Origin of the sequence: Streptomyces sp. NBC_00846 (assembly GCF_045207325.1) — a bacterium.
Lineage (GTDB): Bacteria > Actinomycetota > Actinomycetes > Streptomycetales > Streptomycetaceae > Streptomyces.
Genome location: NZ_CP108846.1, coordinates 7,723,386 through 7,735,469, shown reverse-complemented (window position 1 = coordinate 7,735,469; position 12,084 = coordinate 7,723,386). Strand labels below are relative to the sequence as shown.

Below are 12,084 nucleotides of genomic sequence, written 5' to 3'. Positions count from 1 at the left end.
CACTGATATGGGGATACACCTTAAGGAGCTTTCGTGGCGGCGTTCAGGGACTTCCTGATGCGGTTCCGTCCGGCTGGCTCGCCGGGCCCGGCGGCCCCTACGGGTGTGCCCGCAGATCGTTCGGCGGACCTCTCAGCCGAACTGGTCCCAGTACTCTCTCGCCTGGAGCAGGCCGAGACCGAGGCACAGCGGATCTGCGAGGAGGCCGCTCAACAGGCGGAACAGAACCGACGGGCCACTGCCGACAAGGCCGAGAAGATCGTGAGGCGGGCCCGGATCCGCGCCCGTGAGGTACGGGCGGAGAGCGCCGCGCAGGCCAGCGGCCTGGCTAAAAGCGAGGCGGCGCGGTGTCTTGCGGAGTCGGATCGCGAAGTCGCCCTCCTGCAGCGCCGAGCGCAGCAACGCATGGCTTCCCTCGTCAACAGCGTGGTGGCAGACGTCGCACGACTCGGCGCCTCCCCTGTGCCCTCAGAGGGGCTCTCCGGGGGAGGTCCCGGTGGGAGCGGGATGGGTCGCGGGAGTGACCCGGGCCAGAGCCATGGTGTCGCGCCGCCTAGGAATCCGTGCCGCCCGGGAGGTAAGCAGGTGGCACCCGGCTCGGTACACTCCGCCGCCACCAAGAAGGCCCGCTCACGACGCCCACGGTACGCCGGGTCGCTGTACATCCCGCCGGTCAGCACCCGGTCCTGGATCGCGATGGCCCGCAGGTCACAGGGGCGCACGCCGAGGAACGCGTACGACGGCGGTGATGTCCGGTCCTCGGTCACCACCAGCTCGCCGTCGGCACCGCGATCGGCTGTCCACTGCCGCTCCCGCGGCGGGTGCAGAAACGTCTTCCAGGACTGAGGGCCCGCGCTGTGCGCGAACACGGCGCCGTCCTCGCGGGCACGCAGCCGGTAGACGCCTGCCTCCAACTCGACTCCCCAGCCGTAGGGGAGTTCCGCACCGCCGGAGATCTCGGACAGGACGATCGCCCCGTCGCGGACGGTCGGTCCCACGACCGTCCGGCCCCGCCCGGCCAGGACCGTGATCAGCGCGTCCAGGCCGTCCTTGTCGATCACCGCGGCCGTGCCGCCGTCGTCCGCCATCGCCAACCTTCCGACGCCGCCGATGATGCTTGCCCGGCCAGTATGCGCACGCACCTGCTGCCCATCATGAGCCGACCGGCCCCTGCGTGGTCCAGGTGGCTGTTTCCGTCACCCCGTACGGACCTGGCGCGGACCCGGTACAACTGGCGAGCCTGTCCGGCGGGAAGGGGCAAGCGCGTGAACCTCACTACGCGGATCGCCGTCATCGGCGTCGGGAACGAGTTCCGCCACGACGACGGTGTGGGCTGGGCCGTCGTGGCCCAGCTGGCAGAACGGGCCGAGGAACGGCCACTGCCGAGCGGGACCGCCCTTCTGGTGTGCGACGGCGACCCCGCCCGACTGATCGCTCTGTGGGAAGACGCCGACCTTGCCATCGTGGTGGACGCCGCACACGCACACCCCGGCCATCCCGGTCGGCTACATCGCCTGAAACTGGATGGTGGGCGGCTGTCGCGGACAGGCGGTGCGACGAGTTCCCACGGGCTCGGACTCGGCGACGCCGTCGAACTCGCCCGCGAACTGGACCGCCTGCCCGGACAACTGGTCGTCTACGCCATCGAGGGAGCCAACAGCAGCCTGGGCACCGGCCTGTCAGCACCCGTCGCAGCCATCGTGGAGCCGCTCACCGAACGGATCGCGGAAGAAATCGCGCTGCACGTGGGTTCTCCCGGCAGCCGATAGGCGCGAACTGGCACGACGACGGCAGGACCATGGGCACGCGCGGCCACGGCCAGGCTGACCGGGTCGAGCAGAAGTCCGGTGAGCCCGCCACGGCCTCGCTCCCCGATGATCAGCGCCTCGGCATGGTGCCCCTCGTGCAGGAGGGCGATCACCGCGTCCTCGGGCAGTACCTCGACCGAGACGTCGAAGTCCGGATGACGGCGACGAAGCTCTCGACGGCGTTGTCGCGCCGATCGGCACCTGGTACGCGGCGCCACTACGGACGCCGAAGCCCACCTGTGCAGGACCCTTCCGGCGCCGCCCCGAGTCGGAGATCGGCCTCACCACCCAGCCGAGACCGCGAACGGGCAAAACTCTGCGTCGGATGGCGGGCCGCAGCGGGCGTGGACTCGATCCTGCTGGTAGTCCTCGGTAAGTGGACGCCAAACCGGGAAAGGGGTGGCCGCGATGGCAGACGGACCGACGCTCCCAGAACATGTCCTGGGTGCGCCCGTGGATCTGGGCGGCACCGGGTACTACGTCCACTGGGGCGTACTGCAGATCTCGGCGGCAAACCTTGTGGTCATCGCCCTGATGCTGATCGTTTTCGCGCTGGCGCTACTGCTGCCCTTCCCCCGCGGTCGGCAGCGGCGATGAGCGGCGCCGCAGGGGGCCGGACCCGTGGCCCGGATGACAACTCGGCAGGAGGGTGGACCAGCGCTGTGCAGCGGCGCGCCCTGCGCGCGTTGCCCCCGGACAAGCTGCTGCCCACCACCCAGCCGGAGTACGTGGCCTCCTGGATCTACGTGTTCGGCGTCCTCACCCTGTCCAGTCTGGTGGTCGTCATCACCACCGGATGCGTCCTGGCGCTCTTCGGCCCCGCGTGGTGGCACGTATCGGGCGTCGGCAGGTACATCAACAGCCTGCACCTGTGGAGCGTCGAACTGTTCATGTTCGTCATGGTCGTCCACCTGTGGGGAAAGTTCTTCATGGCCGCCTGGCGCGGACGGCGGGCACTGACCTGGATCACCGGGGCCGTCGTCTTCATCGCCTCGATCGGCGCCGCCTTCACCGGCTACCTGGTGCAGCAGAACTTCGACTCCCAGTGGATCGCGGGCCAGGCCAGGGACGGCCTGAACTCGGTGGGCATCGGCGCCTGGTTCAACGTGCTGAACTTCGGTCAGATGTTCATGTGGCACATCGTGCTGCTGCCCGTGGCAGTGGCCATCCTCGCGGTGTGGCACATGCTGCTGGTGCGGCTGCGTGGCGTGGTGCCGCCCATCGGGACCACCACGCCCGAGCCCGTCCCCGACAGATCACGGGAGCCCGCATGAGGGCACGAAAGGCCCACGGCGAACCGGTGCCCGACCCCGGCGCCTTCCCTCAGCGGCCGTACGACCTGGTCAAGGAGCTCACCATCGCGCTGGTGGCGACCACACTGCTGACGGTCGGGCTCGCGGCGGTCTTCTCCTCACCCGACGAGAAACCGATCACCCTGGCCCGCTGGGCGAGGGCCGCCCCCAACGACTTCACCGCCACCGCCGTCGCCGAACTGGGCGGCACCAGCGGCACCGCGCAGTACGGCCCCCCGTACACCACCACCCCGGGTGCCGGGCAGAAGATCGGGCCGGTGAACCTCCAACGCGCCGCCGGGGTGACCACACCGATCGACACCGCACGCGACTTCGTGCTCCGCCCGCTCACCGCCGCACCGGAACCTGCTGCCGTATCCTTCGGGCTGGCCGCTTGGCGCACCGCCCCCGCCCGCCGTCAACAGCAATGGGCCGCCGCCTACACCAACGCGCTCGGCAAGGCCCCCGGAGGCGACCCGGCCCTGGTCGCGCCCGGCGACTACGGCCCCGTTCCCGTCCTGACCTCCCGCCTGCTGGAGCTCGCAAAGACGGGGGCACTGGACGGCCAACTACTGGCTGTCGGGCACTTCTACGAGACGGACTACACCAAACCGCTGCTCTTCCTGGGCGACGGCTCGTACCTCGAAGACCAGGCCCGCGCCCGACACCTGGCCGGCGACCAGTGGGGGATGATGAACGAGACCGGCAACTATCCCGGTCAGCCCTGGTTGTGGCTGTACACGTTCTGGTACCAGATCGAACCGTTCAGCAGCTCAGGCAACGCCGACGCCCTGGTCTGGAGCCTGATGGCTCTGCTCACCCTCGCGTTCGTCCTGGTGCCGTTCATTCCAGGCGTCCGGTCGATCCCGCGATGGACTGGAATCTACCGCCTCGTCTGGCGCGACTACTACCGCTCACGCCGGACGACGCGGCAGCACTGACGGTACGGGCACCCGTATCACCTCGGACTCGCCGATCACGATGTACTCGACGGCGGCCTGCTTGCCCGGGACTTGCGAGGGCCTTGCCGTGCAAGGCGACATCCAGGTTCGCGCGGTCCGGGCCGAGCGTACCTTGGGCAGGTCCGCAGTCACCTGGACGGGACTGACGTCGGGCGTGGCCGGGATGTTGCCCTTCCCGGTGCTCACCGCGTTCAGGGTCTGCCGGAACGCGGCGGCGTAGCTCGCCTCGTCCGGCGGTGGTGCGCCGCTGCTTCAAGCCCTCCCGGGAGGCGATCGCGGAGCTCACCAGCCTGCTCGCACCCGGCGACCGCATGCGCTGCGGCGCCGCTCGGGGGATGGGCGGCGGTACGGCGGCCTCACGCTGCGATCGATCTTCAGACCGCGGGCATGAGCCCCTGGGGCCGTTCGGCCCAGCACCGGAAGCCATGCTCCCGATTTCCCTCGAAGGCGTTCCTCACCCACGCTGGATTTGAGGGAACCAGCCAAAGGAAGTGATCGGCATGATGTGGTACGACGGCGGCTGGTGCTGGGGCGGCTGGTTCGTCATGACGGTGGTCATGGTGCTGTTCTTCGCATTGCTGATCGCTGGCATCGTTGCCCTTGTCCACTACCTGACCAGCGCCCACCGTGGCCACCAGCCCGGCTCGCCTCCCTCCGGCGAGCATGGGTGGGGAGGCAGGCGAGCAGAGGACCTGCTCGCCGAGCGGTTCGCCCGCGGGGAAATCGGCGAGGACGAATACAAACGTCGCCTCGCGCTGCTGCGGGAACAGCGGTGAACACAGACCGCCAACGCCGGATGTGGCTGGTCCTGGGCGGTGCCGCCGCGGCGCTGCTGCTGGGCATTGCCACGACGGCGCTGTTGGCCACGACCGGCGCCTTCCGCGGTCCACACCCCGCCATCTGGCGGGCGCCGAGCGCCGCGCGGTGCACAGCGCCCCCGCTGCCCGGTCGGGTGGTGCAGGTGACCTTGGCCGATATGGGCCACCCCAGCGGTCCAGGCCCCGGCTGGAGCGGAATGCGCATGATGCGCCTGATCGCTCACCCCACCACCGTCACGGCCGGAACAGTGTCGCTGCGCGCGGTCAACGCCGGATACCTCACGCACGAGGTGATGGTGCTGCCGCTGTCCGCGGCCCAGGCCCCAGGACAGCGGCCTACCGGTCCGGACAGGCGCATCGATGAGACAGGCAGCCTCGGCGAGGCGTCACGCAGCTGCGGCGCGGGCGCGGGAGACGGCATCGCCCCGGGAACGACCGGATGGATCACGCTGACGCTGCGGCCCGGCCGCTACGAACTGGTCTGCAACATCCCCGGCCACTACCTGGCCGGTATGTACACCGAACTCGACGTCGCCGGCCGCTAGCGCCAGCCGGCTCAGGTGCGCCGCTCGTTGAGGAACGCGCCAGAGGGCGGCCGGAGAAACTACTACGGTCTCACTCGGCGTCGACGGCGTCCTCATCGGCGATGCGTCACGCGCCCTGCACCTACATCGACGTCCGAGACATCGCCGACGTCGCCGCGGAGGCCCTCCTGCGTCCCGACCTTGCCGGGGCCGGTGGTCTCGGTCGGCAGGTCATGCCCGCGGTGACAGACCGTCGTCCACGGGCACGTTCTGGGATTTCAGTGTGATGCCGGAGTTCCTGGCCTGTTCGAGGATCAAGGTGGCGAAGTCCTCCTCGACGTGTCCCGCGCCGATGGCACCCGCGACAAGCTGAGCGGTGGCGGCGGCGAGTGGCATCGGGACCCCCAGCTCGCGGGCCGCGGACAATCCCAGGTCGAGGTCCTTGCGCAGCAGCGGCATGGTGAACGTCGGTGTGAAGTCCAGGTTGACCAGCGCGGGCGACTTGTAGCGGGTGTAGTCCGAGCCCATCACGGAGTCGTTGAGGAATTCCAAGAAGGCGGCACGGCTGACACCGCCTTTTTCTGCGAGGACCGTGATCTCGGCGAGCGACTGGGTGACGACACCCAGAAAGACGTTGCGCGCAATCTTGACGAGACGGGCGACCTCGTCCTCGCCGACGTAGGTCACCCCGCGCCCGAGCAGAGCCAGCAACGGCTCGACCTGGCCGAACACCTCGCGCGAGCCGGAGGCCGCGACCGTCAGCTTCCCTGCGGCGATCACCTTCGGGTTCCCACTCACCGGGGCGGCCAGGAAGTCGGTCCCACGCTTGGCGGATTCGCTCCGGATCAGTGCGGACACCCGGGCGGACACCGTCGAGCTGTCGATCAGCACCCCCGGCGCGGCGTCCGGCGAGGTCAGCACGCCGCCGGGGCCCGTGGTGACCGCCTCCAGGTCGGGCGAGGCGGAGACCATGGTGAAGACGACGTCCCGGTCGGCCAGATCGGCCGGCCGGGCGACGATCGTCGCTCCCCGTTCCGCCAGCGGTTCGGCCTTGGACCTGGTCCTGTTGTAGACGGCTACGTCCTGCCCCTCGCCCAGAAGCCGGGCGGCGAGTTGGAAGCCCATGCGACCGACACCGATCCAGCCGATACGCGGGCGGTCCTGGGCGACATACGTCATTCCTCTACCTCAATCCTGGAAGACGGCTCGAGTGGCGTGGCCCCGCGGCTCACCGGCCGGACGGCGCCATTGACGGTGGGGTTGGTGGGCGCGCTGACTACCAGCAAGCACCCGGCCCAACCTGTGCGCTACCCCAGTGGAGCGTTCGCGCGACACAGCCACGCCCGATCTGCGGACGTCGCCCGGGGCTGCGGGCGCGGACGACGGTCCACTGGAACGTGGGTATTCCTGCAGTTGGGCTCCGCCGAATCCGGAGGATGCGGAGATTACGGGCCTGATCAACTGCGGATTCCGGGTACGGCATAGGAATGGGGCGCGTCAGAATGGCGAAGCCACCGGCCAGGACAGACGCACAGGTGGCGCTCGTCGACGGCGACGACCCACCCTAACCAGACGGACGTCCGAGCCGTTCGGATTCCACCGATGACAGAACTCTTTGAGTGATGTGTACCTGGCGAGCATGGCGACCTTGCGGATCGGCCATGAGGGCACTTCCTCGGCGTACGAGCTGAAGAAGTGACTGAGGGTGTCCACATGCTCCGGGTCGCATTCGTACGATCCATTCACACCACAGGGTTGTTCTCGCCGCCGCGCGCTCGACGGGCCGCGCCCCGGCGCAACGTCGGTGGTCGAAGAGGTTGACCAAGCGCCGTCTCTCCAAGTGGCACGAGCGCACCCGTCCAATATATTACGTTTTGCGGAACAGTTATGCATCTGGCCGCAATCCCGACGCTGGTTGAGATGCCGCATGCGGTCGCGCGCCTGTCGGCCGGGGCCGGCTCACGGAATCCGATCGCGGCAGCGCCGTACGGCTTGCCACCCGGCTCCTTGCCTGAGGGGAACCATGACTGACGAGACATCCGCGAACCTGGAGGACGGGTGGAGCGGCGAAGGGTGCCCGGCGAGTGCGTTTGCCCGGCGGTCGTTTCTGCACGGCGCCGCCGCGGGCGTGGCCGGAGTGGCGGGCGGGGCAGCCTTTGGCAGCGGTGAGGCGCTCGCCGACACGATGGTCGAGATCAAGGAGCAACCGAAATCCCACACGATTCCCTTTCACGGCTATCACCAGGCAGGCATCGCCACTGCGCCCCAACAGGACGCGATTTTCGTCTCGTTCGACGTGACCGCTTCCGACCGCGCAGAGCTCACTGACCTGTTCCACACGCTGACCTCGCGAGCCCGTTTCCTCACGGCGGGTGGCAGGCCACCGGAGGTTCCCCCGACCGCAACGCCATCGGACAACGGCATCATGGGACCCACATTCGTGGCGGATGGTCTCACTCTGACAGTCGGAGTGGGCGCGTCTCTCTTCGACGACCGCTACGGATTGAGCACGCGCAAGCCGGTCCAGCTCGTCACGATGACGCCCTTCCGCCACGACGACCTGGACCCCGCGCTGAGCCAGGGCGACCTGCTGATCCAGATCTGCGCCGATCACCGCGACACGACGGTGCACGCACTGATCGACATCCTGACCCACACCAAGTCCGCGATGAAGCTGCGCTGGCGCATCGACGGCCAGCGTAATCCGGAGCGTCCCGTCGGTGTCCGGCGTGACTGGTTCGGCTTCAAGGACGGCATCTCCAACCCGACCGTCACCGACGACACCCAGATGAATCAGGTGGTCTGGGTCCAGCCGAAGAGCGCCGAACCGGCCTGGGCCGCGGGCGGCACGTACCACGTGGTGCGCATCGTGCACTTCTTCATCGAGGCGTGGCAGAAGGTGCCCGTCGCCCAACAAGAGCAAATCTTCGGCCGCCGCAAGGCGAGTGGCGCCCCCATGTACGCCGTGGGTGAGAACGTCACGGATCTCCTCGACCCCATCTACACCAACGACCCGCAGGGCCTGATCACCCCGCTGAATTCTCACATCCGCCTCGCCAACCCCCAGACTCCGCAGACCGCGGCGACCAGCACCATCCTGCGTCGCAGTTACGACTACGACCGGAGCCCCAACCCACCGGAACTCGACATGGGCCATGCATTCGTCTGCTTCCAGCAAGAGCTGAACACCTACGTCGCCATGCAGACCCGGCTGGAAGACGAAACACTGGTGCCGTTCATCAGCCCCCGGGGCGGCGGATACTTCTTCGCGCTTCCCGGAGTTCGGGACGAGAAGGACTACTACGCCCGCGGGCTCCTGACCTGATCCTTCTCCGCCCCCGGCGGGCGTCGGCGAGACGCCGCCCCGCCCGGCCCCGGAACGAACCATCGCAATGCGCACAGGAGGCGAGATGTTCTCTGCCCTGCGGACCCGAGTCGGCAACGGCCGCCGGCAACCCGGCAGGACGCTCCGGCCGGCACTCGCGGCGGGCATCGGGATCCTGTTGATCTCCTGTACGCCCGCCACCTCGGTCCGCAAGGACTCCGCCGTGCCGGTCGCGCCCGTCCATACCGGTGCCGGTGGCCGCGTGTATGTCACGAATCAGCAGGACGACACGCTCTCGGTGATCGACTCCCGTACCTACAAGGTCGTCGCAACCGTGCCCGCCGGCGTGGCGCCCGAAGGCGTCGTGGTCGCCAAGGACGGCAAGCACGTGTACATCGCCAACAGCGGCTCGGACCGGGTCTCGGTACTCGACACCGGGAACAACAAGATCGTCGCAACCGTGCCGGTCGGAAAGAGCCCCACCGGTGTCGGCCTCAGCCCCGATGGCAGCTCCCTCTACGTCACCAACGGCAGTTCGAACAACGTCTCGTTGATCGACACCCGAACCAACCGGGTGGCCTCGACCATCCCGGTCGGTAAATCCCCGGTGAACGTGGCGTTCAGCCCTGACGGTGGTTCGGCCTACGTGGCGAATTCCGGGTCCGGCAGCCTGTCGGTCATCAACACCCGCACGCGCCGGGTCGACCGGGACCTTCCCGCAGGGCGCTCCCCGGTAGGCGTCGCCATCACACCGGACGGCAAGTCGGCCTACGTCGCCGACGAGGTGGCAGCGCACGTCCTCGCCGTCGAAACCCGCACCGGCAAGGTGACCACCGTGTCCGTCGGCGAGGGCCCCTTCGACGTGGCCGTCGGGCCCGACGGCCGCTTCGCCTACTCCGCCGACCTCGGCCCGGGCAACGTATCCGTGATCGACACCAGCAGCCACCGTGTCTCTTCGACCATCGCCCTGGGCCCTCCCGGCACCGACCCGTTCAACCTGGAGGTCACCAACGAGGCGATCTACGTCACGAACCAGGGAGCGGGCACCCTCAAGGTCATCGACCCGAATTCCCACAAGGTCGTCGCGACCGTCACCCTCGGTGCCAGCCCCTACGGCGTGGCGGTGAGCTGAGCCCGCGACGTACCGCCGGATCGTGTGTGTCCGCGTCGAAGACGCCGGCGCTCGGGACCTGGATGCCCGGGGACGCGGGTTGCCGGCGGAACATGGACAAGAGGAACAGAGAAAGGAGTCTTCCATGTCTCACGCTTCCACCGTCGCTATTCTGGGAGCAGGCGCACTCGGCGCCGCGATGGCGATGCGCCTCGGAGATACCGGCCACGAGGTACGGCTCTGGAACCGCACGGAGGAGAGGGCCCGTACGGTGGCGGAGCACGCTGCCGGGGTCACGGCAGTGAGAGCGGTGGGCGATGCAGTCTCCGGCGCGTCCGTCGTCATCACTGTCCTCCGTGACGGCGATGCGGTCGCGGAAGTCATGTCAGATGCCATCGGTCGGCTCGACAACGATGCCGTCTGGGTGCAGGCGAGCACGGTAGGGCCACGGCACGCCGACGCGCTGGCCGGTCTGGCCCGTGATCACGGTGTTGCGTACCTCGATGCACCGGTCTCGGGAAGCACCGCTCCGGCTAGGCAGGGCAAACTTGTCTGGCTGGCAGCCGGCCCCGAGAACGTCCTCACGCGGGCGCGTCCCCTACTCGACGATCTCGGCTCGTCCGTGCTCCACGTCGGATCAGGGGTCGAGGGCAGCGCCGTCAAGCTCGTGGTCAATGCCTGGATGGCTGCCTCGACGGTCGCCATGAGCGACGTCCTTGCGCTGTGCGACGCGCTCGGTGTCGACCACGCGACGTTCGTCCGAGTGCTCGAGGCCGGCCCGCTCGCGATGCCGTACGAATTGCAGAAGGTAGGCGTCATGGACGACGCCTCATACGCGCCCGGATTCGCGGTGCAACTCGCCCTGAAGGACGTCGAACTAGCCGCGGCAGCCGCCACCCCCACCCCTCTGCTCCAGGCCGTCCGAGACCGCCTCGAAGCGACCGTCGCAGCCGGCCACGACAACGACGACCTCGCCGCCGTCGACTACTTGCGGAACCCGCCGTCGTAGTCCGAATACGGGCCGTCGGTCCGGTCCCGGCCGCCGGAGTGGACCGGTCCACCTGCGCCACCGCTGAATCCTGCTTCAAAGGAATTCCTTGTCCGCTACCTGTCGGCCAGAAGGGACCACTGGATCGTGACCACCTCGATCATCGTCGGAGGAAGCAGCGGACTGGGCCGCGCTGTAGCCCAGCGCTTCACCGACCGCGGCGACACTGTCATCATCACCAGCCGCACCACGGCTCACGCCGACACCGTGGCCGGCGAAATCGGCGGCATCACCCGCGGCCTGGCCGTCGACCTGTCGCAGCCGGAGACAATCGCCGCCGCGCTCGGCGAAGTGCGCGAGGTCGACAACCTGGTGATCACCGCCATCAAACAAGGCGTCAACTCCCTCGCGGACTTCGATATCGCCGCAGCCATCGAGAGCGTGACCACCAAACTGGTGGGCTACACGGAGACCGTACGAGCCCTGCGTGACCGGTTCACCCCCGGTGCGTCGGTCGTGCTCTTCGGCGGCCTGGCCAAGGAACGCCCCTACCCCGGTTCCACCATGGTGACCGCCTTCAACGCCGGCATCACCGGTCTGGTGAAAACCCTGGCCGTGGAAATCGCGCCCCACCGCATCAACGCAATCCACCCGGGCGTGGTGGGAGACAGCTCGAAGTGGCGCGACGCACCCGAACACCCCCACCTGGCGCGTACCCCCATCGGACGCCTCGTGACGACTGCAGAGGTCGTCGATGCCACCGAATTCGTCCTCCGCAACACCGGCGTCAACGCCCTCGACCTGTTCGTCGACGGCGGACTGCGCGTGACCTGAGGCATCGGGGGACCGGGCAGCCACACAGACCAACCACCGACAGCGAAGCAGACGACGTGGGCGTCTTCCTCGGCCTGGACGTCGGCAAGAGCGCCCATCACGGGCACGGGCTCGCCCCGGCCGGCAAGAAGGTCTACGACAAGCAGCTACCCAACAGCGAACCGAAGCTGCGGGCCGTCTTCGACAAGCTGACCGCGAAGGCACCGTGCTGGTGATCGTGGCAAAGGCCCTCGGCAGACGGGATCGAACTGTTCGACCTCCAAGGCGCCTGGGCTATCACTCCAGATCACTCGTATGTCCGTCCGGGCGCGACGGCAGGCACTGATCCGCTGATGCTGGGACCTGACAGAGCCGCGGTGTGCTTCCCGCCGAGGGACCGGACCGCCCAGCCGGGCATCGGGCCCTCCTTTTCGGCGGAGTTC

General features: G+C 68.5%; 11 protein-coding genes and 3 pseudogenes. 11 read left to right on the top strand and 3 right to left on the bottom strand.

Going from position 1 to position 12,084, the window contains the following annotated elements; translation table 11 throughout:
* Positions 1-581: 581 nt before the first annotated feature.
* Positions 582-1,088 (bottom strand): annotated as a pseudogene (locus OG936_RS35620) (4Fe-4S ferredoxin); the annotation flags it as partial.
* 177 nt (positions 1,089-1,265) lie between these two features.
* On the opposite strand from OG936_RS35620, the gene OG936_RS35615 reads away from it, so the two are divergent.
* A complete protein-coding gene (locus OG936_RS35615; RefSeq protein ID WP_406499936.1) occupies positions 1,266-1,769 on the top strand; it encodes a hydrogenase maturation protease in 504 nt (167 codons plus the stop codon).
* A gap of 20 nt (positions 1,770-1,789) precedes the next feature.
* Here OG936_RS35615 and OG936_RS35610 read toward each other — a convergent pair.
* Positions 1,790-2,026, bottom strand: a pseudogene (locus tag OG936_RS35610) (universal stress protein); the annotation flags it as partial.
* A gap of 190 nt (positions 2,027-2,216) precedes the next feature.
* On the opposite strand from OG936_RS35610, the gene OG936_RS35605 reads away from it, so the two are divergent.
* The 5 genes from OG936_RS35605 (at position 2,217) to OG936_RS35585 (ending at position 5,425) form a co-directional block, all read left to right on the top strand.
* Positions 2,217-2,405 (top strand): hypothetical protein, encoded by a 189-nt coding sequence (locus OG936_RS35605; protein ID WP_406499935.1) that lies wholly within the window; start codon positions 2,217-2,219, stop codon positions 2,403-2,405.
* Between the two features lie 65 nt (positions 2,406-2,470).
* Positions 2,471-3,082 carry a cytochrome b N-terminal domain-containing protein gene (locus OG936_RS35600; RefSeq protein WP_406499934.1) on the top strand — a complete coding sequence of 204 codons (612 nt, stop codon included), beginning with the start codon at positions 2,471-2,473 and terminating at the stop codon, positions 3,080-3,082.
* A complete protein-coding gene (locus OG936_RS35595; RefSeq protein WP_406499933.1) occupies positions 3,079-4,041 on the top strand; it encodes a hypothetical protein in 963 nt (320 codons plus the stop codon). The genes OG936_RS35600 and OG936_RS35595 overlap by 4 nt, the downstream gene beginning before the upstream one ends.
* Positions 4,042-4,562: 521 nt before the next feature.
* Complete coding sequence (locus tag OG936_RS35590; RefSeq protein ID WP_406499932.1) at positions 4,563-4,838, top strand: SHOCT domain-containing protein; 276 nt, start codon at positions 4,563-4,565, stop codon at positions 4,836-4,838.
* Positions 4,835-5,425 carry a hypothetical protein gene (locus OG936_RS35585; RefSeq protein ID WP_406499931.1) on the top strand — a complete coding sequence of 197 codons (591 nt, stop codon included), beginning with the start codon at positions 4,835-4,837 and terminating at the stop codon, positions 5,423-5,425. The genes OG936_RS35590 and OG936_RS35585 overlap by 4 nt, the downstream gene beginning before the upstream one ends.
* A gap of 210 nt (positions 5,426-5,635) precedes the next feature.
* On the opposite strand, the gene OG936_RS35580 is transcribed toward OG936_RS35585, so the two are convergent.
* Positions 5,636-6,583: an NAD(P)-dependent oxidoreductase gene (locus tag OG936_RS35580; protein ID WP_406499930.1), complete on the bottom strand. Its 948-nt coding sequence runs from the start codon at positions 6,581-6,583 to the stop codon at positions 5,636-5,638.
* An 844-nt stretch (positions 6,584-7,427) separates the two neighbouring features.
* Here OG936_RS35580 and OG936_RS35575 point away from each other — a divergent pair.
* The 5 genes and pseudogenes from OG936_RS35575 to OG936_RS35555 form a co-directional block, all read left to right on the top strand.
* Positions 7,428-8,729 (top strand): Dyp-type peroxidase, encoded by a 1,302-nt coding sequence (locus OG936_RS35575; RefSeq protein ID WP_406499929.1) that lies wholly within the window; start codon positions 7,428-7,430, stop codon positions 8,727-8,729.
* Between the two features lie 85 nt (positions 8,730-8,814).
* On the top strand, positions 8,815-9,861 hold the full coding sequence (locus OG936_RS35570; protein WP_406499928.1) for a beta-propeller fold lactonase family protein: 1,047 nt from the start codon (positions 8,815-8,817) through the stop codon (positions 9,859-9,861).
* 22 nt (positions 9,862-9,883) lie between these two features.
* On the top strand, positions 9,884-10,849 hold the full coding sequence (locus tag OG936_RS35565; protein WP_406499927.1) for an NAD(P)-dependent oxidoreductase: 966 nt from the start codon (positions 9,884-9,886) through the stop codon (positions 10,847-10,849).
* Positions 10,850-10,975: 126 nt separating this feature from the next.
* A complete protein-coding gene (locus tag OG936_RS35560) occupies positions 10,976-11,662 on the top strand; it encodes an SDR family oxidoreductase (protein ID WP_406499926.1) in 687 nt (228 codons plus the stop codon).
* Positions 11,659-11,862: pseudogene (locus OG936_RS35555) on the top strand (transposase); the annotation flags it as partial. The gene OG936_RS35560 and the pseudogene OG936_RS35555, both read left to right, overlap by 4 nt.
* Between the last annotated feature and the right edge of the window lie 222 nt (positions 11,863-12,084).